Source organism: Saccharopolyspora sp. NPDC050642, from assembly GCF_040654735.1.
Lineage (GTDB): Bacteria > Actinomycetota > Actinomycetes > Mycobacteriales > Pseudonocardiaceae > Saccharopolyspora > Saccharopolyspora elongata.
This window is the reverse complement of sequence record NZ_JBFAIN010000020.1, coordinates 106,041-129,887: the sequence shown is the minus strand read 5'-3', so window position 1 is coordinate 129,887 and position 23,847 is coordinate 106,041. Positions and strand designations below refer to the sequence as shown.

Sequence of the window (23,847 nt, the reverse complement as noted above, 5' to 3'; positions counted from 1 at the left end):
ACAACCGGTCACCTGAGTGTTGCGCTCCAGTCACCCACCGCACGGAGCCTGGGACGGCATGACGGTCCTGCCCTCCCCGCCCGCGCAGATCGACCCCGCCCTGGTTTCGCGGGCGTTCGAAGTCGCCGGCCGACTCGCGAACGATGCCGCTGACGTGATCATCGCGACCGCGGGCCGGGGAGCGCGCCCCGAGCCCACCGAATCGCCGTTCGACTGGGTCACCGACACCGGCCGCACCCTCGAACGGCACACCCGCCGGATCCTCGCCGACGAGTTCCCCGGAATCCCGGTGTTCGGCGAGGAATTCGACGCCGCGCCCACCACCGTCGCAGAGCACTGGGCCGCTCGCGCCGGTTCCGCGCGGTTCCGCTGGTCGGTCGACCCGGTCGACGGCACCGCCAACTACGTGGCGGGCCTGCCCTGGTGCGCCTACAGCCTGGCCATGCTCGACGAGCACGGGCCGGTCGTCGGGGTGGTCGCCGATCCCTACCGCACGCAGATCTACGCCGCGGCCCGCGGCCGCGGCATGCGCGCCAACGGCACCCCGGTTCGGTTGCCCGTGCAAGGCGAAGCGCGCGGCGGCATCGTGTGCACGGAGCTGACCAAGAACGGGCCGTGGCGCGGCATGGACCGGTTCATCACGAACGCCGCGAGCGCCCAGGTCGGGGTCCGGCTGCTGGGCTCGCCGGCGCTGGCCATCACCCAGGTCGCACTCGGCCACGCGATCGCCGCGGTCCTCGACTCGTACGAGGAGTGGGACGTCGCTGGTGCGCTCGCGCTGGCCACCGAATCCGGCGCCACCGTGCTGGACCGCCGCGGCGGCACGACCGCGCTCCCACTGGACGGGCTGCTGGTGGCCGCGCCCGGCGTCGCCGCCGATGTGCACGACTGGTGGCGGCAGGCCACCGAACGGAGCTGATCGTCAGGCGGCCGTCATCAGCGCGCGGGCGGGAGCCGAACCCGGGGGCGGACCGAACACCGCCGACATCGGCCGCAGCAGCGGGAACTGATCGCGCAGCACCAACACCTGCTCGTGGACCCGGCTGAGATCGGGGGCGGCGACCAGTTCCACGACCGCCTCCAGCACGTGATCGGTGACCATCCCGAACCTGGCGACGGCGTCGTCGAGCTGGCTCTGCACCCGGCCCACCACGGCGTCGTCCCGCGACTCGCTGCCCTCCAGGCCGCGCCCCAGCTCGGAAAGCGCCCGAACGTTCGGCAATTCCGCGTCCATCCGCCGGACCACCGTCTGCAACTGGTGCCGGGCCTGCGTCGAGGACACCGCGTCGACGGCCCGAGCGGCTCGGTACACCGCCTGCTCGCACCGCTGGACCTCGTTCAGCCACTTGTCCGGCAGGGGCGACGGGGACGCGACCGACTGCGTGGCGGGCGGCACAACAGCGGATCCGGCAGTCGCCTTGGCTCTCCGCCTCCGGGCGCAGAAGACGGCCGACATCACCCCAGCCCCGCACGCTCCCGCGATCAAGGCGACGAGCACCTGCACCCAGATTCCGTCCATGTCGAGTTGTGTCCTTCCGCTTCGCCGAAGAGGCATCCGAACCGGTGTCCCGCCCGCGGTCACCGGTCCGACGTTGTCGACCGGACCGAAGTTCCCGAGCGCCCCCCAGATCACTTTGCGCCTGCCAGGCCCCGGAGTTCTTGGGGGAAAGTACTCAATCTGATCGCCTGTGCCGCAGCTCTCGGGCCTGATCAGAGCTGCGCTGCGGATCTGGCCAGGTACTGCATGTCGGCGAGCAGGAATTCCATGCCGCCGGTGTGCTCCCCGTCGCGGCCGCCGGGCCGGACGAACCCGCCGAACTCCGTCGGGTCCGGCCGCTCCAGGCGGGCCACCGAGAGCACCTCGTCCAGCACCTCGCTCACCTCGCCGCGCACCACCGCCGGATCGACCGCGCAGCCGGCATCCGCCAGCCGGGCCTCGACCGGGTGCGGCGTGAACAGCTCGCCGGTCATCGGCCACACCCGCTGGAACCCGCCCGTCATGCGCCGCGCCGAGGCGGCGTTCGCATCGCCGAGGCGGATGACCCACTGCGCGGCGTGGTCGCGGTGCCTCCTCAGGCCCGCGAGGGACCGTGCGGCCAAGGTGGCCAACACGGCGTCCCGGCTCCGCATCAGCCGTTCGAACACCGCCACCCGCCACGCGGTGTACAGCAGCAGTCGCGCGACGGTGGCCGAGAAGCCGCCGTCCTGCCCAGGCCCGCAGTCGATCTCGACCAACCGCACGTTGCGGAACTCCGCGGCGGTCCGGAAGTACGCGAGACTGTCCTCGCCCCGCCCTGCGCCTTCGACCTCACCCGCGCGGTGCAGCAGGATCCTGGCTTCTCCCAAGAGATCGAGCGCAATTGCGCCGAGCGCCGCGGCCTCTTCCAGCTCCGGGGCACGGACTCCCCACTCGGACAACCGGTGCGACAGGACCAGCGCATCGTCGCCGAGCATCAGGCAGTACTGCGCGAGGTCCAGAGCGGACACACCATCCGGAACTGAGCGATCCACAGTGGACATTGAAGGTGCGCCGAGCACCCACTGCTGCACATCCGACGCACTGGACTGCACTTCAGAAGTGTTCATGGCGACCTCGCAGACGCGGGCCAGCGGCCGGTCGGCACGAGCGGACCGCTTCCCCCACGAGCAGGCCCACATCGGTAGTGCGAATCCGCCGCTAGCCCCCTTACGGCGGGGAAACCAGTGTCACACCACCCGACCGGATTAGGGAAGCCTGATCAGCGGCACAAGGGCCCAAGGACTCACCGCGCGGTCGGCCGCCGGAGCAGCCAGTACACCGGCAGCAGCACCGCCCACAGCACGGCGAGCGAGCTGGACACCGGCAGCAGTGAAAGGGTCATGTTGCGGCCGGCCACGCGCACCAGATCCGGGTTCCGCGAGTCGTACTCGACCCGGACCAGCTGCCCGGCCTGCAAGTCGGCCGGGTAGAGCACGCCGTTCGGCGGGATGTAGACGCGGCCCTCATCTGTGTTGAAGCGCACTACGGTCCGGGTCAGCGAGGTGTCCACCACCTCGGCCACCGCTTCGCCCTTGGACTCCTCGATGGTCCGGTCGTTGATGAAGCACGCACCAACGATGGACAGCCCCATCACGGTCAGCAGCAGGCCGAACACCAGCACGCCTCGCGCCGCACGCACTCGTCCCCGACGACGGGGCGGCACCGCAACCGGCTGGTCACCGTCCGTACTGGTCTCGGTCACCGAGTCGGCCGCGTTCTGCGCCACCGCATCGCTCGCCACGGTGACCGATTGTAGGCACCCCGTCGACGGCCACGCGCATGCCTTCGGTGCCGCCCACCTGTTGGCGAGCGACGCATACCCTCCAGGAGTGGCGACTACACCCAGGCTGCTGACGGCGCGAACCCGAAGGCTCGAAGCGGGCGACCCCCGATACGACCGGCCCCTGCTGGAACTCCTGCCGAGCGACGCCGTGCTCAGCTGGGTCCGCGACGGCTCCGGGCTCGTCGGCTGGGGCTGCGCGGCCCGCCTGGACGTTGCCGGTCCCGACCGCTTCAACCGGGCCGACGACTGGTGGCGAGAGCTCTGTCACCAGTTCGAGGTCGACGACTCGGTCGGGCTGCCCGGCTGCGGTCCGGTGGCGTTCGCCAGCCTGGCCTTCGCCGACGACCCCGGGCACTCGGTGCTGATCGTTCCCGAGGTCGTCATCGGGCAACGGGACGGCGTGCGCTGGATCACCACGATCGGCGACGGCTCCACCGAACAGCCGCCGGTCGAGCCCGTGCACCCGCCCGGCACGGTGTCCTACAGCGACGGGCAGCTGTCCGCGACCGGCTACCGCCAGGCCGTGGCCGAGGCCGTGCACCGCATGCGGCGAACCGGCGACCTGGACAAGATCGTGCTCGCCCACGACCTGCTGGCCAGCACCTCCGAGCCGCTCGACGCCCGGTTCCTGCTGAACAACCTCGCCGCCCGGTACCCGACCTGCTGGACGTTCGCAGTGGACGGCCTCGTCGGCGCCACTCCCGAGCTGCTGCTCGAACGCGAGGGATACGAGGTGCGGTCCCAGGTGCTGGCCGGCACGGTTTGGCCGCGCGAAGGCCACACCACCGAGCAGCTCGCCGCCGAGTTGATGGCCTCCGCGAAGAACCGCAGCGAACACGCCTACGCGGCGGAGTCGCTGGCGGTTCGCCTCCGCCCCTTCTGCAGCGACCTCACGGTGCAGAACGAGCCGGAGGTCCTCCGCCTGCGCAATGTCCTGCACCTCGCGACGAACGTCGAAGGCAAGATCAGCGATAGCGGCACTCGCGATGGCGCCGCAACGCTGCTGCGCATGGTCGCCGCGGTGCATCCCACGGCCGCGGTCGGAGGAACCCCGACCGATGACGCCGTGCGAGCGATCAGCGAGCTGGAAGGGATGGACCGGGGGCGCTACGCGGGTCCGGTCGGCTGGCTGGACGGCAGCGGCAACGGCGAGTTCGCCGTGGCGCTTCGCTGCGCCCAAGTGGAAACCGCCGCCGCACCCGGCACCGAGGCCGAGCGCGGCGGCGGCAGGATCCGCCTGTTCGCCGGGTGCGGAATCGTCCCCGAATCCGACCCCGACCAAGAGGTCGCGGAGGCGGAAGCGAAGCTGCTCCCGGTCCGCGAAGCCCTCGAAGGCGTCCGCTAGCGAATCAGTGGTCGTGCAGCAGGGCGTGGGTGCGGTCGATCTCCGCCACGGCCTTCGGCGGCGCCACCGCAACGCGGGTCGCGCTCACCGGCACGCCCGTCGCCTCGCCGACCGGCGGCCTGCCCTTGGTGAACAACCAGGTGTTGAACAGCTCGTCGAGCTGCTTGCCGGAGCGCTGCTCGGCGAGCGCGATGAACTCCTCGATCGTGCCGGTGGAGTAGCGCTTCTCCGACACCCAGGTCCGGATGATGTCGAGCAGGGCCTCATCACCGACCACGTTCCGCAGGGCCTGCACGGTCATCGCGCCCCGGTCGTAGACCGCGTCGCTGAACACTTCCTCTGCGCCGGGCTCGCCCGGCAGGACCTGCCAGAACGGGTCGTCGGCCGGGTGGGACGCGTAGTAGTGGTCGAACAGCTCCTGCGCGGTACCGGTGCCCTTCGCCTCCGACCAGAACCACTCCGCGTAGGACGCGAAGCCCTCGTTCAGCCAGATGTTGCGCCAGGTGTCCACCGACACCGAGTCGCCGAACCACTGGTGCGCGTTCTCGTGCACGACCACCGAGGTGTTCGCCCCGTTCCGGAAGAACAGATGGCTGTAGGTCGGCCGGGTCTGGTTCTCCAGCGCGAAGTTCAGCCCCTCCGAAGAGACCAGGCCACCCTGCGCCTCGAACGGGTAGTCACCGAGCAGCCCGGTGAGGAACTCCACGACCTCCGGGGTGCGCTCGACGCTGGCCTTCGCCGGGCCTGCGAACTCGCCGAGGTTGTCGGAGTACGCGGTGACGAGCGGCTGCCCGAACGCGCCGGTCTTGGTGCTGATCTCGTACTGCCCGACGCCGATGAACGCCAGGTAGGTGGCGGTCGGCTTGGTCGTGCGCCACTGCCAGGTGGTCCAGCCCGCGAGGCTGGCGGTCTTGGTGTTCACGCCGTTGGACACCACCTCGGTGCCGTCCGGCACCGCGACGGAGACGTCGAAGGTCGCCTTGTCCCTGGGGTGGTCGTTGCTCGGGAACCACCAGGCGGCGATCTCCGGCTCGCCGACCGCGAGCGCACCGTCGGAGGTGCGGATCCACGGCTTCAGGCCATCCACCTCGACCGTCGACGGCACGCCCTCGTACTCGACGACGAAGGTCGCGAGGCTCCCCTCGGGCAGCGCCTCCGACGGCGTCACCGTCAGCTCCGAGCCGTCCTGCGCGAACTGCGCGGGCGCGCCGTTGACCCGCACCGACTTGGTGGGCAGCGCGAAGTCCAGGTTGAACGCCGTCAGGTTCTGCGTCGGCTTCGCGACGATCGTCGTGGTGCCCTGCAGATGGTCGTCCGCGGGCTGGTACCGCAGCTGGATGTCGTAGTGCGAGACGTCGTATCCACCGTTGCCGTAACCGGGGAAGTAGTCGTCTCCCGCACCGGGAGCCCCCGGTCCGTCACTGCCGGCCAACGCCGGTGTGGCGAGCAGAGCCGTTGCGCAGCACGCCGCCGCCGTGGCTCGCAGGCCGTGTCGTCGAAACACCTGCCACCTCCTCGAACATCATGGTCGCTAGGAGAGTAAGGAGGCTCCCATCGACCAGGCATGTTTTCGGATCACAGGTTTTTCCCACAGTGCAGCGAAAATCCGCGAACGAATGCGGCGGGAGCACCGGCGACGGCCGACCGACCGCCCCGATCTGCGGATAAATACCCACCTTTCGAGCGACACCGGTCGCCCCGGCCTCGCCCGACGAACGTGTGACGGCGATCGCCCCGACTGCAGGGGCGATCGAATCCCGAGCGGTGAGAACACCGGTGCGCAGCCGGAACAGCCGTGCTAGGTGCCCCGGAAGCTTCCGTCTTGGGGCGACGATGTCCCAGGGCCCGCCCGCACAACCGACCACCGCAGGTTTCACATGTCGCGCGGACACCGACGATTCACGACGCGCTCAGAACCCTCCGGATGGCTGGAAAGCCAGCGCGCATAGCGGTGTCGGAGCACGTCACGTTCGGCGGTGATGGGAAGCAGGACGTCCGAGCCGCCGTCGTAGGGATGGTGAATCCGCTCCAGGGACGAATCGGCGATCATGACCCCTCCGCTGACGTCGTCGGCAACGGAACGGAGCAGGTCGTCGACAGCGCAGCGCCGCCACACGATCCGGCTGGCGAACAGGTGGGTGTAGGAGACGAAGTCGGGATCGGTCTCGTCCGGGTTGTTGCGCACGGAGGTCCAATGGCGTGCGTCGGGCTGCAACCGCGCCTGCTCGTCGGGCCGTTCACCCGGCTCAGGGCTATCCGACCAGTCACAGGTGATGAGGTAGACCTCGTGACCGGTGAACAACTCGTCCAGGATCGTGTTGTACCGGTCGAGCAAGGTCCTGTACTCGTCGGCGGTGTCGGGATACCGCTTCGACCCCGGCAAGCTGTGGAACCGGACCCACCGATCCCGATAGGCGTGCTTCAACTCGTGGGCCAGCGGAGGGCACTGCGGCCAGCGTCGTTTCCAGAGCCTCAGGAGATCGCCACCAGACACCCGGGCACGATATCCCGCAAACTGCAGGCAAGCCCTGCCGTCAGCCGAGCAGTGCCGTGCGAACTGCGGCCAGCAAGCGCTGGTGCACCGAACGCAGCGCGGTGCGATCCGCCCGCACCTCGACGACGCGCAGGCCCGGCCGCCACTGCAGGGCATCGGTGAGCTCGGATCGCTCGCGCACCAGCACGTGGTCGACACCGTGCGCCGCGCAGAGCTTGCCGATGTCGGTTCCGTGCGGCGTGGCGAAGACCCGCTCGAAGGCCTCCTGGTGCTCGGGGCTTCCCTGTTCCAGCAAGGCGAAGATGCCGCCGCCGTCGTCGTTGAGCACGACGATCGTCAAGTCCGGCCGCTGTTCGTACGGCCCCAGCATCAATCCGTTGCTGTCGTGCAGGAAAGTCAGGTCGCCCAGGAGCGCGTACGCCGGCTGGCCGTGCGCGACCGCGGCGCCGATCGCGGTCGACACCGTGCCGTCGATGCCGGCCACGCCCCGGTTCCGGTGCACGACCACATCGGACCGCTGCCGCGCGGCCAACGCGACATCGCGGCTCGGGTTCGACGAACCCAGGACCAACAGCGCCTGTTCCGGCAACGCATCGACGACCTCGCGCGCCACCGCGGCGCCGCTCGGCCAGCGCTCCAGGTCGAGTGCGGCGTGCAGTGCCTCGGACGCCTTCTGGTCGGCGTGCTGCCACGCGGTGAGCCACTCGGGATCGGCATCTCCCGGCGCGGCACCGAAAGTCTCCGCAACCTCCCGCAAGTTGTGCGCCGGAGCCGCCCAGTCCACCCCTCCGTGCGCGAGCAGCACCTCCACGCCGGTATCCGCCAGCAATCGCTGGACCTGCCGGAAAACCGTCGGGCGACCGACGCACAGCACCTGCTCGGGACGGTGCTCCTGCATGAACTCGGGCAGGTTCAGCAGCCACATCCCGGTGCTGATCGCCGCCGAGCCACCGACACCCACGCCACCGGATTCCGCCAACACCGGCCAGCCGTGCCGATCGCCCCACTCGCCGGCTTTCTCGGCACCCCAGTCGGCGACGAGCACGAGTCCGCGCCGAGCACGCACCCGGGACAGTTCGCTCGGTGCCTGACCTCGCTGGGAGACCTCCGTCCACCGTGCATCGTCCGGGCGGCCGGCCAGCGACTCGCACCACTGCTCGTCCCCGTCCGGCACCAGTGGCTCCCGGAACGGGATGTTCAGGTGCACCGGGCCGCCTCGCCCGCCGCCGTCCGCGGCGTGCCAGGCCCGGCACATCTGGCTTCGCCAGTACGCGTTCTGCCCCGGTCGGCTCTCGGCGACCGCGAGCTCGTCGAACATCCGGACCTCGGCGCCGAACAGCCGGTGCTGATCGATGGTCTGGTTGGCACCGGCCGCGCGCAGCTCCGGCGGCCGGTCCGCGGTCAGCACGATCAGCGGGACACCCGAGTGGTATGCCTCACTGACCGCAGGATGCAGGTTCGTCGCTGCGGTACCGGAAGTGCAGACCACCACGACCGGCGACTGCGTCTGCGACGCCAGTCCTAACGCGAGAAAACCCGCGCTGCGCTCGTCGATGCGAACGTGCAGTCGTAACCGCTCTGCGTGCGCGGCTCGGTACAGTGCGTAAGACAGAGGTGCGTTGCGGGACCCCGGGGAGAGCACCACCTGCCGCACCCCGTTGCGGACGAGCTCGTCGACGATGACCTCAGCCTGGGCCGTGGACGGATTCAACCGATCACCTCTGAACATCGCTTGCGAACTCCGGCCGAGGGGGCCATGGTCCCTCTCGCCCTCGTTCGCGCAAGCGCCGGGCAGCTGCGGGGAGGCCCCCGCGCTGAACGCCTGCTGCGCCTATTGTCCCAGGTGTGCAGAATCCCCGTGTCTCTGAGCTGTTCGATCCGGCTTTGTGGGAGCCCGTGGCGGGCTTCGACTTCACCGACATCACGTATCACCGCTGCGTCGAGGACGGCCCCGGGAAAGGCACCGTGCGCATCGCGTTCGACCGCCCGGACGTCCGGAACGCCTTCCGCCCGCACACCGTCGACGAGCTGTACCGCGCCCTGGACCACGCGCGCATGACCAGCGACGTCGGCTGCGTGCTGATCACCGGCAACGGCCCCTCCACCAAGGACGGCGGCTGGGCCTTCTGCTCCGGCGGTGATCAGCGGATCCGCGGCCGTTCCGGGTACCAGTACGCCGACGGTGAGACCTCCGACACGGTCGACCCGGCCCGCGCCGGGCGGCTGCACATCCTCGAGGTGCAGCGGCTGATCCGATTCATGCCGAAGATCGTCATCGCGGTCGTGCCGGGCTGGGCCGCCGGCGGCGGGCACAGCCTGCACGTCGTGTGCGATCTCACGCTCGCCAGCGCCGAGCACGCCCGCTTCAAGCAGACCGACGCCGACGTCGGCAGCTTCGACGGCGGCTTCGGCTCTGCCTACCTCGCCCGCCAGGTCGGCCAGAAGTTCGCCCGCGAGATCTTCTTCCTGGGGCGGCCCTACACGGCCGAGCAGGCGCACCAGATGGGCATGGTCAACGCGGTCGTCCCGCACGACGAGCTGGAGGCCACCGCGCTGCAGTGGTCCCGCGAGATCAACGGCAAGTCCCCGACCGCGCAGCGCATGCTCAAGTACGCGTTCAACGCCATCGACGACGGACTGGTCGGCCAGCAGCTGTTCGCCGGCGAGACCACCCGCCTCGCCTACATGACCGACGAGGCCGTCGAGGGGCGCGACTCGTTCCTGCAGAAGCGGACCCCGGACTGGTCCGCCTTCCCCTGGTACTTCTGAGCCGCCGGGACCGGTTCCGGGCGGGCCCGCACCGCTTGCTCCGGCGCGGAACCGGTCTCGTCCACCATCGCCCGCAGGCCACCGGCCGAAGAGGTCCGCCAGCAGGTCGGCCGGGCACACCAGCACGATCAGAACCATCATTTCCTCGACTCCTTCCAAGCGCGTACCAATTTCATCGGCCGATCATTCGAACACTTGATCGCTAGAACAGGTGATCGAGTGTCGAAGTTCTCGCCGCGGCCGCGCGGACCCCGAGGCCGGTGCTCCCCGACAATGGGCAGATGCCGAACGCCCGCGACCTGCAGCCACTTCCCGTGCCACCCGGATCCGGGGCATTGGCCGTGCTACCTGCGCTGACGCGGGCACTGCACGGTGACGGGCCGGCGCTGCTGCCGGTCGCCGCCGGAGACGCGCCGGAGTCCCGCCGACTCGTCGCCGCCCTCGCCGACGGCGCACCGCTGACCACCGCCGAGGACCACCCCGACGACCCGACGGCGCTGGTCATAGCCACCTCCGGCTCCACCGGCACCCCGAAGGGCGTGCTGCTCCCGGCGTCGGCGCTGCGCGCCTCCGCCGAAGCCACCCACCGCCGCCTCGGCGGCCCCGGCAACTGGCTGCTGGCGATGCCCGCTCACCACGTCGCTGGCATCCAGGTCCTGGTACGGGCACTGCTGGCGGGCACCGACCCGCACGCCGTCGACACCTCTGCCGGGTTCCGCCCCGACGAGTTCGCGGCGGCGGCCCGGCACGTACTCGCCACAGATGGCCCGCACTACACGGCCCTGGTGCCAACACAGCTGTCCCGGCTGCTCGACGCGGGCGGGGATGGCCTTGCCGCGCTGCGGAAATTCGACGCGGTGCTGCTCGGCGGCGCCGCCACACCACCGGCCTTGCTGCGCCGGGCCCAGGACTCCGGCGTGCGGGTCACCACGACGTACGGGATGAGCGAGACCTCTGGCGGCTGCGTCTACGACGGACGGCCGCTGGACGTCGCGAAGGTCCACGTCGACGGGGCGACCGGGCCGATCCTGCTGGCCGGACCGATGCGGGCCAGGGGATATCGGCATCAGCCCGATGCGCCGGCGTTCGCCGACGGCTGGTTCCACACCGGCGACCTGGGCCGGTGGCACGACGACCGGCTGGAAGTCCTGGGCCGCGCCGACGACATGATCATCAGCGGCGGGGTCAACGTGGCACCGCTGCCGGTCGAGCGGGTCCTCACGGAACAGCCAGGAGTCCGCGAGGCGTGCGTGCTAGGCGTGCCCGACCAGGAATGGGGGCAGGCGGTGGTCGCCGCAGTCGTGCCCGCGGATCCGGCCGCCCCGCCGGCCGAGGACGCGCTCCGGGCCACGGTGCGCGAGCGGCTCGGCGCGGCTGCCGCGCCGAAGCGCATCGCCTTCCTCCCCGAGCTGCCGCTGCGCGGGCCTGGGAAGCCGGATCGGCGCGCGCTGGCGGCACTGCTCGTTTCCTGAATCCGGGGAGGCTCTCGCCGACGGTCCTCGCGGGTGCGCGAAGATGGCTCACATGGCGACTGTCGCTCAATGGATCGAAGGCGCTCGCATCCGCACCTTTCCGAATGCGATCGCACCAGTGCTCGCCGGCACCGGCGCGGCGGCGGGGATCGACGGGTTCGAGCCCGTGACCGCGGTCCTGGCGCTGCTCGTCTCCATGCTGCTGATCATCGGGGTCAACTTCGCCAACGACTACTCCGACGGCATCCGCGGCACCGACGACGACCGGGTCGGCCCGTTCCGACTGGTCGGTTCGGGTTCGGCGAGGCCGAGCGCGGTGCGCGCGGCGGCCTGGACCTGCTTCGGGCTCGCGGCCGTCGCCGGACTCGGCGTTGTCATCCTAAGTGGACATTGGTGGCTGCTGGCCGTCGGCGCGCTCTGCATCGCCGGGGCCTGGTACTACACCGGCGGCAAACGCCCTTACGGCTACGCGGGTCTCGGCGAGCTCGCCGTGTTCATCTTCTTCGGCCTGGTCGCGGTGCTGGGCACGATGTACGTGCAGTCCGACACGATCTCGGGCTCCGGCATCGGCGCCGCAGTGGGCATCGGATCCCTGTCCAGCGCGGTCCTGGTGGCCAACAACCTCCGCGACATCCCGTCCGACCGCGTCACCGGCAAGCGCACCCTCGCGGTGCTGCTCGGCGATCGCGACACCCGCACGCTCTACGTCGCGCTGACGCTCGTCCCGTTCCTGATCACGGTCCTGATCGGGCTGCGGAACTCCTGGGCGTTGCTCGGTTTCCTCGCCTTGCCGCTGCTCATCGTGCCGTTGCGCGCGGTGGCAGGCGGCTCTCAGGGACGCGCCCTGATCCCAGCGCTGCGCGACACGGGCTTCGCCATGCTGGCGTGGGCGATCCTGACCGGCGTCGCCGTCGCCATCGGCTGACGCGGACGGTCGCTCGGGAGCTCGTTCCCGAACCGGCTGATGTGGCGCGAACGGCCTGTTCGCCTCGATAGACGAGGTGGACAGGCCGTTTGCTTCAACCGCATCGGCTAGAGACTCGGGGAACCGGTCACACCACGACGGCCGCGAGCACGTACTCCGCGACGAGCTCGGCCTTCTCGCACTGGTCAGTACTCGCTTCGCCGGCCGTCACCGAGACCTGCAGCGTCGCGCCCGCCACGCCGGCGAACACGGTGCAGTCGCTCGCACGCATGATCCGGGTGCCGCGAACGGAACCCAGCTGGACCTCGTCGCGGCCGAGCGTCGCGAAGCCCTCAGGCTGGGCGCCGATCAGCACGGAACGCCCGCCCGAACTGGCCTGGAAGCTGCAGCCGCGCACGGGCGGATCGAAGCCGATCTCCCGGAACTCCCCGCGTTCCACCGGAAACGCCAGGGCGCTCAGCTCCTCCCGCTCGACCAGGCCGCAGAGCTGGTCGGCGGGCAGATCGGCGAGCCGTTTCTGCTGTTCCGGCGGCACTTTCCGGGTGATCGACGGGCTCGCGGATTCCGTCGCGGACTCCTCGGCCGAAGTGGTCGGCGTCGGCGGTGCGGAGGTCGGCGGTGCCTGCTCTCCCGACGTGCAACCGGCCACCACGCCGAGCAACGCGACCGCGGACAGCCAACCCCAACGCCTCACCGACACACCAACCTTCCTGCGCGGGCTCCCGCGTTCAGTCTGCCCGGAACTCGCCGGTGGCGTGGAAGCGGTCCAGCACCGCGGTCGGCGCGGTCAGGTCCAGGCCGCGCTCGGCGACCCAGGCGTCGTCGTAGTAGGTGTGCGTGTAGCGCTCGCCGCCGTCGCAGAGCAGCGTCACGATGCTGCCGCTGCGCCCCTGCTGGATCAGCTCCGAAACCAGGACGAAGACGCCCCACAGGTTGGTTCCGGTGGAGCCGCCCACGCGCCGCCCCAGCAACTTCTCGACCCAGCGGATCGTGGCGATCGACGCCGCGTCCGGCACCTTGATCATCCGGTCGATCGCCTGGCCGACGAACGAGGGCTCCACCCGCGGCCGCCCGATGCCTTCGATCAGCGAACCGGAGTCGCTGGTGCGGTTCGGGTCGCCGTCCCGCCAGGCGTCGAAGAACACGGAGTTCCCCGGATCCACGACGGCCAGCCTCGTGTTGTGCAGGCGGTAGCGCAGGTAGCGCCCGATCGTCGCGCTGGTGCCGCCGGTGCCCGCACCGACCACCACCCACGCCGGCTCGGCGTGCGGTTCGAGCGCGAGCTGCTCGAAGATCGATTCGGCGATGTTGTTGTTGCCGCGCCAGTCGGTGGCCCGCTCGGCGTGCGTGAACTGGTCCATGAAGTGGCCGTCGAGCTCGGCGGCCAGCCGGCGGGACTCGTCGTAGATCGCGCCCGGCTCGTCCACGAAGTGGCAGCGACCGCCGTGCCACTCGATGAGCGACACCTTCTCCCGGCTGGTGGATCTGGGCATCACCGCGATGAACGGCAGCCCGAGCAGGCGCGCGAAGTAGGCCTCGGACACCGCCGTGGATCCCGACGAAGCCTCGATCACCGGTGTGTTCTCAGTCACCCATCCGTTGCAGATCGCGTACAGGAACAGCGATCGGGCCAGCCGGTGCTTGAGCGAACCAGTCGGATGTGTTGACTCGTCCTTGAGGTAAAGATCGATGCCCCACTCCGCGGGCAGCGGAAAACGCAGCAGGTGGGTGTCCGCGCTGCGGTTCGCGTCGGCCTCGATGATCCGCACGGCTTCGCTTGTCCAGCCGCGGGTTCGAGCGCAGGAGCGGTCGATGTCGGAGTTGTCGATCACTGCACGTCCGCGGTTCGCTCGCCGCGCAGCTGGGCGCGCAGTTCGGCGCGGCGCGCCCCGCGTTCGGCCATCCCGGCCGCGACCTTGCGACGCAGGCCGCCGAAGACGAGCAGCGACAACGGCATCGCCACCACGACGGCCACCGCGAGCGCGACCAGCACGGGAACGTGCACAAGGACCAGCAGCGCAGTGACTGCGGCCACCAGTCCCAGCCTGGCAAGGGTGTAGAGCGTGATGTCGCGCGTGAGGTTCGGCTGCGCGCCCTGGTCCGAGGTTGGGGCTTTCTGCTGTTCCTGCACGTCATCCAGGGTAGAGCAAGACGAGCCGTGCCCGGCCGGGCACCTTCCGGCCGCGCCGCCGCGGGCGCCCGAAGCGCCGTTTTCGTCCCTTACCTTCCCTTTACCTAAACCCAAATGTTCGAGTACCTGACCATCGAGGTGCCAGGATGCGACCGGAATGCCCGAAAACCCACTACTCGCAACGTGGAGGTCACCTGTGACCGCGACGACCCAGCAGCCTCGCCAGAACGGTCAGGAGCAGCTCCTCACCCCCGGTGAGGTCGCTGCGCTCTTCCGGGTCGATCCCAAGACCGTGACCCGGTGGGCGACCGCCGGCCGGATCGGTTCCATCCGCACCCCCGGCGGCCACCGCCGCTTCCGGGAGTCCGAGGTCCGCACCCTGCTGGCCGAGCTGACCAACGACGTCAACCGGTCGGTCTGAGCGGCGATCGGTGCGCCGAGCCGACGCCTCGGCCGTCGGCCAGCGCCCCGCCACCGAGGACCTGAAGATCGCCGGCGGTCCCAGCGACCGCCGATCCAGGTGGCGCCTCGCCCCTCAGCGAGGCGCCACCTGGATCCGTCTGCGATGACACCACCTGCGACGACGACAACCACGCCCGGGATTGGCTAATCTCGAGGCGGAACAGTTGGAGGTGGCCACGATGATCTACGTTCTGGCAGCGATCGGTGCGCTCACCATCGCCGTGCTGATGTGGAAGGCCTTCGGCCCCCAGGCGACCGGGGAGGCCCGACGGCGGCCCCGGCAGGCGCCGATCGCACCGGACGACGATCCCGATTTCCTGCGCCGGATCAGCGAGCAGCAGCGCAAGCAGCGCCGCAGCGAAGACGACTGAGCACGGCGTCGGGGCGGGCGGCGGCGCCCACCCCGACCGGCCGTCAGCCCCGGTTGCGGCCGGAAGCCTGCGGGAAGTCGTCGGCCACGATCGCCGCCAGCTCCAGCAGCGCCATCCGGGTGGGCATCTCGAGCTGGTCCAGCTCCACCTCCGCACCCTCTTCCAGGTGCGGATCGAACGGGATCTTCGAAACCGCGCGGCAGCGCGCCCCGAAGTGCGCGGCCAGCTTGTCCACGTCGACCTTGCCGGACCCCGGGCGAACCGAGTTGATCACGGCGACGGACCGGGCCACCAGATCGCCGTACCCGTGCGCGTCCAGCCAGTCCAATGTGGCCGAGGCGCTGCGCGCCCCGTCGATCGAGCTGGACGACACGATGACCAGCGAGTCGGCCATGTCCAGCACGCCCTTCATAGCGGAGTGCATCAGGCCGGTGCCGCAGTCGGTCAGCACCACGTTGTAGAAGTGCTCCAGCAACGTGACGGTGCGCCGGTAGTCGTCCTCGCTGAACGCCTCGGAAACGGCTGGATCCTGTTCGCTGGCGAGGATTTCCAGCCTGCTCGGCCCCTGCGAGGTGTACGAGCGGACGTCGCTGTACTTGCGGATCCGGTGCGCATCGCGGAGCAGGTGCCGCACGGTCGCGGTGGTCTCCAGCGGGATCTTCTGGCTCAGCGTGCCGCGGTCCGGGTTCGCGTCGACGGCGATCACCCGGTCGCCGCGCAGCGAGGAGAAGGTGGAGCCGAGCGTGGCGGTGGTGGTGGTCTTGCCCACGCCGCCCTTGAGGCTCAGCATCGCGATCTTGTAGCAGCCTTGCAGCGGCTGGTTGATCCGGGCGATCAGCTCGCGCCGCCGCCGGTCGGCCGGGCCCTCGCCGAAGTTCACGGTCTTGCCGCTGGCCACGTAGACGGCCTTGCGCCAACCCGACTGGGGTGACCGTTTGGTCGGCCGGAGCAGCTGAGCGGACGAGAGGTCCTGGCCGAACGGCTGATCCCCGCCGCCCGCGGGCTGGGCAGCCTGGGGGTATGACGAATACGACTGCTGCGGGCCCGGTTGCGACCCGCCCTGCTGGTTCTGCTGCGGGTACGGGCCGGACGGCCCACCGGACACCGGCTGGTACGGCCCGGACGGTCCTCCAGAAACTGGCGGATACGGCCCGGACGCTCCACCCGAAACCGGCGGGAAGGGTCCGGAAGGTCCGCCGGAAACCGGGTAGGGACCCGACTGCCCTCCTGGCACCTGGTGCGGACCCGAGGCGTTCGGCTGGTGGTGCGGGCCGGAAACCGTCGGGTCGCCGTACTGCGGGCTCGCCGGGAACTGCTGCGGGCCGGACTGGCTCGGGTCGGCGTACTGCGGCTGCGCTGTGGCGCCGCCCGGCGCACCGCCCGGGTAGTACGGCTGCGGGGCGTCGCCGACCGCGTACTGGCGGGGTTGCTCGGCCTGCGACGGATCGACGTACGACGGCGTCGGGTGTTCGGCGGGATGCGGTTGTCCCGGCGAGGTCTCCGGGTCGGCGTACTGCCCCTCCGTCGCCGCTCCGTTCCCGCTGCCCGTGGATTGCGGCTCGGCGATCGCACCGTCGGCCTGCGTCGCGGCGGTGCCCGTCTCGCGCCGCGCTTCGGGCTCTTCGTACTGTCCGGTCACCGTTGCCGTCCCTCCAACAATCGAGTCGCGCCCTGCCGGACCGAATCGAGATCTCCCCGTCTCCGCAAGGCACGGTAGTCCCAGATATACCCACAAGTCACCGGGGGTGTCCGGTCGGCTCCGCAAACGATCACCGCCCGCCGAACCTGGCTTGTGCAGGTGGCGGGCGGTGTTCCGGGAATTGCGGTCGCAGCGGCCGGTTTTCGTCCCCGCCCCGGTCGGGGCGGATCACCGGCTCACAGTCCAGCGTACGAGTGAAGCCCCGCGACGACGATGTTGATGAAGAACAGGTTGAAGATCATGACGGCCAGACCCAGGATGTTGATCCACGCCGACCGGACGCCCCGCCAACCGGCCGTGGCCCGGGCGTGCAGGTACGCGGCGTAGACGACCCACGCGATGAACGAGCAGGTCTCCTTCGGGTCCCAGCCCCAGAACCGGCCCCAGGCGGCCTCGGCCCAGATCGCGCCCGCGACGATCGCGAACGTCCAGACCGGGAAGATGATCACCGTGGCGCGGTAGGCCATCCGGTCCAGCGCCTGGCTGGTCGGCAGCCGGGGGCCGAACTTGGCCAGCTTCAGCGGGTTGTTCTCGTACCGGGACCGCAGCAGGTACAGGACGCTGGCCACACCGGCGAAGAGCAGCACGCCGCTGGAGACGATCGCCGCCGCGACGTGGATCACGATCCAGTACGACTGCAGCGCCGGCTGCAGCGGCGCGGCCTGGGCGTAGAGCACGGTGCCGGACAGGAACAGCAGCAGGATGACCGGCAGCATCAGGAAACCGCCGAGCCCACGCAGCTGCGTCGGGGTGGCTTCGCGCCGCTCCGCGCGCATCTGCCGGAACAGCACGATGACCCAGGCGACCACCGCCGCCAGGCAGATCGCCGAGCCGAACTCGTACATGTTGCCCCACGGCACCCGGCCGGTGGCGAAACCGCGAAGCAGGAGGGAGGCCGCGTGGACCAACGCGCCGAGCACGGTCATGGCGACGGCCATGCCGCCGAGCCGCTCGCTCAGCGGGCGCTTCGCCGGGGTCTCCACGTGCCCGATCGTCGGCGTCGCGGTAGCCCCACCACCGGCGTTGACCAGGGCCGACTCCTTCTTTCGGGCGCCCGCCCCGGTCCTGCCGTAGGCGAACTCCGCGAAGTACAGCAGCATCGCGGCGATGTAGACGACCACGGATGTGGCGTACGCCATGTCGCTGTAGGTCGACAGCGTCTGATTGACCGGCATCAGCTCTTCCTTTCGCGCGCGGGCCCAGCGACCGCGCGTGACTCCGGCGAGTGGTCGACGCCCGTGCCGAGGAGCTCGGCGGCCAGCCTGGTGAACTCCTCGCCATAACCGGCCTGGTCGGTGCGGGCGAGTCCGCCGATTTCGACAACGGTACGCGCGGAACCGGGTTCGTCCGGTTCCGGGTTCGGCACGACGCGGACCCACACGCGGCGACGCTTGATGGTCAGCGAGGTGCCGATGCCGAAGATGATCGCGATGGCGAAGCCGAGCACCCACGGCTGGAACGGGTCGTGCGAGACCTGCAGGTTGGCCCAGCGCTTGACCGCGTCGAAGCGGACCTTGGTGCCGTCGTCGAGGGTGATGTCCTCGCCGAGGCGCAGGTTCTCTCGGGCGACCCGCTCGAGCCTGCCCTGATCCACCATGGACTGGTCGACGCCGAAGATCGACTGGCCACGACCGGAGTCGAGGCCGAGGTCGCCGCGCAGCACGTCCACGGCGACGGTCGGGTCCAGCAGCTCCGGGAAGCCGGAGCTCAGCACCTTGCCGTCGAAGGTGGCGGTAGGCGCGAACAGGCCGGTGATCGCGAGCTGCTTCTGGCGTCGCTGCACGTCGTCCTGCACGCCCGGCGGGTCGAACTTGGTGGCGCCCTGCGAGAGCATCGTCTGCACGGAAACCGGCTGCCACTGGATGATCCCGGTGCGCTGCTGGCCGTCGGGGAACGTCACCGTGAACTGCGGGGCGTACCCGTTGCCGGTCAGGTAGACGCGGTCGCCCGCGATGCGCAGCGGGTGGTTGACCTGCAGCAGGTACGGCTGCCAGGTGTTGGTGTCGAGGTCGTCATCGACCTGGTACTGCATGTCCACGCGGAAGCTCTCGACCTGCCCGGACGGGAGGTACTGCACGTCGAAGTCGTTGACGCGCACGCAGAACGGGTTGAGCTGGGTGCCGTCGACGGTGAGCCCGGCGCGGAAGGAGTCGTAGTTGTAGGTGCCGGCGTTGCAGAACTCGGAGCCGTTGGCCACCACGATGACCTGGCCTTCGTAGCCGTACAGCTTGCCGCCCGCGACGCTGATGAGCATGCCCACCAGGGCGAAGTGGAAGACGAGGTTGCCGATCTCGCGCAGGAAGCCGCGCTCGGCGCTGATGGACCGCCCGCCGTCGGCCTCCTCGCGCTCGACCATGCGCCAGCGGCGCAGCCGCTTGCGGGCGGAGGTCATGACCTCGTCGACCGAGGCGTCGAGGGTGGCCTTCTCGTAGTGCGGCATCCGGGCGAGGTTGCGCGGCGTCCGGACCGGCTTGCTGCGCCACTGCTTGTAGTACTCCCAGCAGCGCGGCAGCAGGCAGCCGATCAGCGAGATGAACAGCAGCACGTAGATGGAGGCGAACCAGACGGAGCTGAACACCTCGAACGCGCCGAGCTTGTCCAGGATCGGCGCCAGCGTCGGGTAATCACCGAAGTAGCGGTCCACTTCGGACTGGTTGAGCGAGCGCTGCGGGATCAGCGCGCCGGGCAACGAGGCGAGCGCGAGCAGGAACAGCAGCACCAGCGCGGTGCGCATCGAGGTCAGCCCGCGCCACGTGTTGCGCAGGAACGCCAGGGTGCTCTTGAGGAATCCGGGCATCAGATCAGCGTTTCGAAACCGGCGATCGGCTCACGCAGCACTGCGATCAGCTCTCCCCACAAACCGGTGACGAGCAGGAGGCCCACCACGATCAGCAACACACCGCCCGCGATCTGGATGGCCCGGGCCCGGCGGCGCAACCACCCGGTGCTCCGGATGGCCCACCGGGCACCCAGCGCGAGCAGCACGAACGGCATCCCCAGACCCAAGCAGTACGCGGCGACCAGCAGGACTCCTCGGACCGCGGTGCCGGTGGTCGCGTCGGTGGCGATGGCGATGGAGGTCACGCCCGCCAGCGTCGGCCCGAGGCACGGGGTCCAGCCCAGGCCGAACACGGCGCCCAGCAGCGGCGCGCCCCAGATCCCGGCCCTGGGCACCCGGTGGATGCGCAGGTCGCGCTGGAGCGCGGGCACCAACCCGACGAACACGAGGCCCATCGCGATCGTGACCACGCCGCCGATCCGCTGCAGCAGCAATTCGTTCGCCAGCAGCGCGTCGGACAGTCCGAGCAGCAACAACGTCCCGGACGCGAACACCACGGTGAACCCGGCCACGAAGAGCAGGGCCGCTCCGGCAACCCGCCAACGCCCGCGGCGGCTCTGTTCGGCTTCCGCGACGTTCACCGGCGGAGCGTCGGCGCCGACGACACCGGCCAAGTAGGCCAGGTATCCGGGCACCAGCGGCACCACGCAGGGCGAGGCGAAGCTGATCGCCCCGGCGAGCGCTGCGATCGCCGCCGCGAACAGCAGCGGTCCGGTCGCGGCGAGCTCGGTGGGGTTCACACCTCGAGGGTAGGAAAGTCAAGAGGGCGATCTACCACCGGGCTCGGTGAACCGGCCCACATCTTTCCTGGTGAACGCATTGCGCAGGCACGAAGCTGGCTCACCAGGGCCTAAAGTCCCGCGTTTTCAGGACCACCACCAGCCCCTTCCGAACCGCCGTGAGGCGAGCATCACCACCAGGCCCCGGCACGTGCTTCAGCGCTCGGCCCGCCGTTTTCGCGCGAAAACGGCGCCCACACCACCGGCATCCCTACGCGGAACGCGGCTCAGCGCGGTTCGGCGGCGACCTTCTGCACCTCGGGGAGCAGTTCGCTCTCCAGCATCTCGGTCAGGAAGACCGCCGCGACCCGGTGCTGCCGGTCGAGCACGATCGTGGCCGGCACGGTGCTGCGCGGGAACTGCCGCAGCGCCAGCAGCGTGCGGCCCGCCGGATCGAAGATCGACGGGTAGGTCAGGCCCCGGTCGCGGTGGAAGTCCGCGGCGGCCGACTGGCTGTCCCGCACGTTGATGCCGAGCACCTGGACGCCCTGGGCGGCGGTCTTGTCCTGCACCGCCTGCAGGTCGTCGGCCTCCGACCGGCACGGCCCGCACCACGAGCCCCAGATGTTCAGGACCACGACCTGGTCCTTGAAGTCGTCCAGCCCGATCTGCTTGCCCGGTTCCAGGAGGCTGTCACCGGACATCCCGCTGACCCGGCCGCGCTGCTCCGGCGGGTAGAAGATGCGGGTCTGCCCGCCGGGCGAGACGAAGGTGAACTCACCGCCGCCGCCCTGCGACACCGCGTCGTCGCCCTGCGTCGCACATCCAGCGACCAGCGCCAACGCCGCCGCGACCAGCCCGAACCGCACCAACAGTCGTTTCATGCCCCTGTCACCTTCGGATCGGTCTCACCGGCCGGTTCGACGTAGGCGATCCGCACCAGTTCCTCGCCGCGGAACACCAGGCTGGTCAGCGACGCCAGCGAGCACTGCCGCCGCCGCGGGTCGTGCCACATCGGCTTGCCCTCGAGGAACCGGCGCAGCGTCCAGATCGGCAGCTGGTGCGAAACGCACACCGCCTCGCGGCCGGCCGCCGCCGACCGGGCCCGGTGCGCTGCGCCCAGCATGCGGTGCGCGATCTCGAGGTACGGCTCGCCCCACGACGGCCGCAGCGGGTTCCAGAGCTTCGGCCAGTGCTTCGGCGACCGCAGCGCACCGTCGCCGACCGAGACCTTCAGGCCTTCGAAGCGGTTGTCGGCTTCGATGAGCCGGGCGTCGGTCGCCACGTCGAGCTGGAACGTCGTGCCGATCGGCATGGCCGTCTGCTGCGCGCGCTGCAGCGGCGAAGCGACGACGTGGGCGACGTCGCGCCCGGCCAGGAACTCCGCGACGACCTTCGCCTGCTGCTCTCCCCGGTCCGACAGCCGGTACCCCGGCAGCCGCCCGTAGAGGACGCCGTCGGGGTTGTGCACCTCGCCGTGGCGCAGGAAGTGCACCACCGTCTTCTCGCCGGTCATGCGTCCGCCCCCGGGGCGATGGCCGCGGCTGCGGCGCGGGCCGCGTGCGGCAGCGCTTCGGCGATCACTTCGAATGCCGCTTCGTCCATCGCCGCGTTGACGAACCAGGATTCGAACGCGCTCGGCGGCGCGTAGACGCCGCGCCTGAGCAGTTCGTGGAAGAACGGCGGGAACCGCCAGACCTGCTGGGCCTGCGCCTGCTCGTAGTTGTGCACCGGCGTCTCGCTGAAGAAGACGCTGACCATGTTCGCCGCGAAGGCGACCTGGTGCGGCACACCCTCGGCGGTCAGCGCCGCGCCGAACAGGTCGCCGAGCCGCTTGCTGTTGCGGTCCAGCGCCGCGTAGACCTTGGCGTCGGCGGCGCGCAGGTTTGCCAGCCCGGCAGCGACGGCGACGGGGTTCCCGGACAGCGTGCCCGCCTGGTAGACCGGCCCGGACGGGGCGAGGCGGGCCATGATCTCGGCGCGACCGCCGAAGGCGGCCGCGGGCAGCCCGCCGGACATCACCTTCCCGAACGTGTAGAGATCGCCGGCGACGCCGTCGACGCCGAACCAGCCGGCCGCGGAGACCCGGAAACCGGTCATGACCTCGTCCATGATCAGCAGCGCCCCGGCGGCGCTGGTGATCTCCCGCAGCCCGGCGTTGAAACCGGGCAGCGGCGCGACCGCGCCCATGTTGCCCGCCGCGGCCTCGGTGATCACGCAAGCGATCTCGTCGCCCTGCTCGGCGAAGACCTGCCGCACGGCGTCGAGGTCGTTGTACGGCAGCACGATGGTGTCCGCCGCCTGCGCACCGGTGACGCCCGGCGAGGTCGGCAGCCCCAGCGTGGCGACCCCGGAGCCGGCGCTGGCCAGCAGCGCGTCGACGTGGCCGTGGTAGCAGCCGGCGAACTTGACGATCTTCTGGCGGCCGGTGAACCCGCGGGCCAGCCGCACGGCGCTCATCGTCGCCTCGGTGCCCGAGTTGACCAGCCGGACCTGCTCGACCGGCTCGACGCGGTCGATGATCTCCTGCGCGAGGTCGATCTCACCGGCGCCCGGGGTGCCGAAGGAAAGGCCGTGCGAAGCGGCTTCCTGCACGGCACGGACCACGTCGGGATGCGCGTGGCCGTTGATCATCGGGCCCCAGGAGGACACCAGGTCCACGTACCGGTTGCCGTCGGCGTCCCACAGGTAGGCGCCTTCGCCGCGGACCATGAAGCGGGGCGTGCCGCCGACCGAGTGGAACGCCCGGACCGGCGAGTTGACGCCGCCCGGGGTCACCGCGAGGGCGCGCTCGAACAGCTGCCGCGACCGCGGAGCCGGATCGTCGTTCGAATTCGATGCGGGGTTCGCAGAAGCTGTCACGTCACCAGTCTGACAGGCGCGGCGAAGTGACCGGTCACACCCCGTTCGACTCCCGGCGGCGGGCCCGCAACGCCAGCACCAGCTGGCGGATCGCGTCGAGCAGCAGCAGCCCGGTCAGGGTCGCGGCGCCGACCGCGGCGGCCAGCCAGCTCCCGATCGACCTGGTGACGACGTCGACGGCGCCCGCCGGCCCCGGCAGGTAGATCGTCACCGTCCCCTGCCGCCACGACCACCAGGCGGCGAGCACTAGTCCCACCGCCACAACCAGCTCGATCCCGGCCACGGCGGCCCTCCAGGGCTGGTTCAGCCCGGCCGAGCCGGTCGGCGCATCGGCGTGCTCGACGTCGTCGTCGCTGAGTCGCGGCCCGGAGGCTGGCCACGGTTCGGGAGTCGTCACGCGAAGAAGCGTCTCATGACCGACCGTGCACGCCGCAAACCAGCGGCCTACCGGCGACGC

The 23,847-nt window shown here is 70.4% G+C and carries 24 protein-coding genes; 7 read left to right on the top strand and 17 right to left on the bottom strand.

Annotation, left to right across the window (positions count from 1 at the left end; translation table 11 throughout):
- The first annotated feature begins 58 nt into the window (after positions 1–58).
- Positions 59–919: an inositol monophosphatase gene (locus AB0H93_RS27380; RefSeq protein WP_358576160.1), complete on the top strand. Its 861-nt coding sequence runs from the start codon at positions 59–61 to the stop codon at positions 917–919.
- Between the two features lie 3 nt (positions 920–922).
- Here AB0H93_RS27380 and AB0H93_RS27375 read toward each other — a convergent pair whose 3' ends face one another.
- The 3 genes from AB0H93_RS27375 to AB0H93_RS27365 form a co-directional block, all read right to left on the bottom strand.
- Positions 923–1,519, bottom strand: coding sequence for a hypothetical protein (locus AB0H93_RS27375; RefSeq protein ID WP_358576159.1), 597 nt, complete (start codon positions 1,517–1,519; stop codon positions 923–925).
- Between the two features lie 191 nt (positions 1,520–1,710).
- Positions 1,711–2,586 (bottom strand): 1,2-phenylacetyl-CoA epoxidase subunit PaaC, encoded by an 876-nt coding sequence (paaC, locus tag AB0H93_RS27370; protein ID WP_358576158.1) that lies wholly within the window; start codon positions 2,584–2,586, stop codon positions 1,711–1,713.
- Positions 2,587–2,762: 176 nt separating this feature from the next.
- Positions 2,763–3,260 carry a DUF3592 domain-containing protein gene (locus AB0H93_RS27365; protein WP_358576157.1) on the bottom strand — a complete coding sequence of 166 codons (498 nt, stop codon included), beginning with the start codon at positions 3,258–3,260 and terminating at the stop codon, positions 2,763–2,765.
- Between the two features lie 88 nt (positions 3,261–3,348).
- On the opposite strand from AB0H93_RS27365, the gene AB0H93_RS27360 reads away from it, so the two are divergent.
- Positions 3,349–4,647 carry an isochorismate synthase gene (locus AB0H93_RS27360; RefSeq protein ID WP_358576156.1) on the top strand — a complete coding sequence of 433 codons (1,299 nt, stop codon included), beginning with the start codon at positions 3,349–3,351 and terminating at the stop codon, positions 4,645–4,647.
- Between the two features lie 4 nt (positions 4,648–4,651).
- Here the strand turns inward: AB0H93_RS27360 and AB0H93_RS27355 are convergent, their stop codons facing one another.
- From AB0H93_RS27355 to menD, 3 genes are all read right to left on the bottom strand, one after another.
- Positions 4,652–6,151 carry a M1 family metallopeptidase gene (locus tag AB0H93_RS27355; RefSeq protein WP_358576154.1) on the bottom strand — a complete coding sequence of 500 codons (1,500 nt, stop codon included), beginning with the start codon at positions 6,149–6,151 and terminating at the stop codon, positions 4,652–4,654.
- A 369-nt stretch (positions 6,152–6,520) separates the two neighbouring features.
- Entirely contained in the window at positions 6,521–7,141 is a 621-nt protein-coding gene (locus tag AB0H93_RS27350; protein ID WP_358576153.1) for a hypothetical protein, read from the bottom strand.
- A gap of 40 nt (positions 7,142–7,181) precedes the next feature.
- The gene (menD, locus tag AB0H93_RS27345) at positions 7,182–8,852 is read right to left on the bottom strand and encodes a 2-succinyl-5-enolpyruvyl-6-hydroxy-3-cyclohexene-1-carboxylic-acid synthase (protein WP_358576151.1); all 1,671 of its coding nucleotides are present in this window, start codon (positions 8,850–8,852) and stop codon (positions 7,182–7,184) included.
- 134 nt (positions 8,853–8,986) lie between these two features.
- Between menD and AB0H93_RS27340 the strand changes: the two genes are divergently transcribed.
- From AB0H93_RS27340 to AB0H93_RS27330, 3 genes are all read left to right on the top strand, one after another.
- The gene (locus tag AB0H93_RS27340) at positions 8,987–9,910 is read left to right on the top strand and encodes a 1,4-dihydroxy-2-naphthoyl-CoA synthase (protein ID WP_132492376.1); all 924 of its coding nucleotides are present in this window, start codon (positions 8,987–8,989) and stop codon (positions 9,908–9,910) included.
- 281 nt (positions 9,911–10,191) lie between these two features.
- A complete protein-coding gene (gene menE / locus AB0H93_RS27335; RefSeq protein WP_358576150.1) occupies positions 10,192–11,382 on the top strand; it encodes an o-succinylbenzoate--CoA ligase in 1,191 nt (396 codons plus the stop codon).
- Between the two features lie 52 nt (positions 11,383–11,434).
- Positions 11,435–12,307: a 1,4-dihydroxy-2-naphthoate polyprenyltransferase gene (locus AB0H93_RS27330; protein ID WP_358576149.1), complete on the top strand. Its 873-nt coding sequence runs from the start codon at positions 11,435–11,437 to the stop codon at positions 12,305–12,307.
- Positions 12,308–12,434: 127 nt separating this feature from the next.
- On the opposite strand, the gene AB0H93_RS27325 is transcribed toward AB0H93_RS27330, so the two are convergent.
- The 3 genes from AB0H93_RS27325 to AB0H93_RS27315 are packed head-to-tail and all read right to left on the bottom strand — an operon-like array spanning position 12,435 to position 14,438.
- Entirely contained in the window at positions 12,435–13,001 is a 567-nt protein-coding gene (locus AB0H93_RS27325) for a DUF3558 family protein (RefSeq protein ID WP_358576147.1), read from the bottom strand.
- Between the two features lie 34 nt (positions 13,002–13,035).
- Positions 13,036–14,139 (bottom strand): PLP-dependent cysteine synthase family protein, encoded by a 1,104-nt coding sequence (locus AB0H93_RS27320; RefSeq protein ID WP_358576146.1) that lies wholly within the window; start codon positions 14,137–14,139, stop codon positions 13,036–13,038.
- Positions 14,136–14,438: a DUF4229 domain-containing protein gene (locus tag AB0H93_RS27315; protein WP_358576145.1), complete on the bottom strand. Its 303-nt coding sequence runs from the start codon at positions 14,436–14,438 to the stop codon at positions 14,136–14,138. The genes AB0H93_RS27320 and AB0H93_RS27315 overlap by 4 nt, the downstream gene beginning before the upstream one ends.
- 196 nt (positions 14,439–14,634) lie before the next feature.
- Here AB0H93_RS27315 and AB0H93_RS27310 point away from each other — a divergent pair, with 196 nt between their 5' ends.
- Together AB0H93_RS27310 and AB0H93_RS27305 are read left to right on the top strand one after the other, a co-directional pair.
- Positions 14,635–14,859: a BldC family transcriptional regulator gene (locus AB0H93_RS27310; protein WP_093269525.1), complete on the top strand. Its 225-nt coding sequence runs from the start codon at positions 14,635–14,637 to the stop codon at positions 14,857–14,859.
- A 220-nt stretch (positions 14,860–15,079) separates the two neighbouring features.
- Positions 15,080–15,271, top strand: coding sequence for a hypothetical protein (locus AB0H93_RS27305; protein ID WP_358576143.1), 192 nt, complete (start codon positions 15,080–15,082; stop codon positions 15,269–15,271).
- Between the two features lie 43 nt (positions 15,272–15,314).
- On the opposite strand, the gene AB0H93_RS27300 is transcribed toward AB0H93_RS27305, so the two are convergent.
- The 8 genes from AB0H93_RS27300 to AB0H93_RS27265 form a co-directional block, all read right to left on the bottom strand.
- The gene (locus tag AB0H93_RS27300; protein ID WP_358576142.1) at positions 15,315–16,910 is read right to left on the bottom strand and encodes an AAA family ATPase; all 1,596 of its coding nucleotides are present in this window, start codon (positions 16,908–16,910) and stop codon (positions 15,315–15,317) included.
- Between the two features lie 236 nt (positions 16,911–17,146).
- A complete protein-coding gene (ccsB, locus tag AB0H93_RS27295) occupies positions 17,147–18,145 on the bottom strand; it encodes a c-type cytochrome biogenesis protein CcsB (RefSeq protein WP_358576141.1) in 999 nt (332 codons plus the stop codon).
- Positions 18,145–19,767, bottom strand: a complete 1,623-nt coding sequence (locus AB0H93_RS27290; RefSeq protein ID WP_358576139.1) for a cytochrome c biogenesis protein ResB — start codon at positions 19,765–19,767, stop codon at positions 18,145–18,147. The genes ccsB and AB0H93_RS27290 overlap by 1 nt, the downstream gene beginning before the upstream one ends.
- On the bottom strand, positions 19,767–20,549 hold the full coding sequence (locus tag AB0H93_RS27285) for a cytochrome c biogenesis CcdA family protein (protein ID WP_358576138.1): 783 nt from the start codon (positions 20,547–20,549) through the stop codon (positions 19,767–19,769). Before AB0H93_RS27285 ends, AB0H93_RS27290 begins: the two co-directional genes overlap by 1 nt.
- Before the next feature lie 266 nt (positions 20,550–20,815).
- The gene (locus AB0H93_RS27280; protein ID WP_358576137.1) at positions 20,816–21,412 is read right to left on the bottom strand and encodes a TlpA disulfide reductase family protein; all 597 of its coding nucleotides are present in this window, start codon (positions 21,410–21,412) and stop codon (positions 20,816–20,818) included.
- Positions 21,409–22,044 carry a histidine phosphatase family protein gene (locus AB0H93_RS27275; protein WP_358576135.1) on the bottom strand — a complete coding sequence of 212 codons (636 nt, stop codon included), beginning with the start codon at positions 22,042–22,044 and terminating at the stop codon, positions 21,409–21,411. Before AB0H93_RS27275 ends, AB0H93_RS27280 begins: the two co-directional genes overlap by 4 nt.
- Positions 22,041–23,327, bottom strand: coding sequence for a glutamate-1-semialdehyde 2,1-aminomutase (hemL, locus tag AB0H93_RS27270; RefSeq protein WP_358576173.1), 1,287 nt, complete (start codon positions 23,325–23,327; stop codon positions 22,041–22,043). The genes AB0H93_RS27275 and hemL overlap by 4 nt, the downstream gene beginning before the upstream one ends.
- A gap of 97 nt (positions 23,328–23,424) precedes the next feature.
- On the bottom strand, positions 23,425–23,787 hold the full coding sequence (locus tag AB0H93_RS27265) for a hypothetical protein (protein ID WP_358576133.1): 363 nt from the start codon (positions 23,785–23,787) through the stop codon (positions 23,425–23,427).
- Positions 23,788–23,847: the final 60 nt, after the last annotated feature.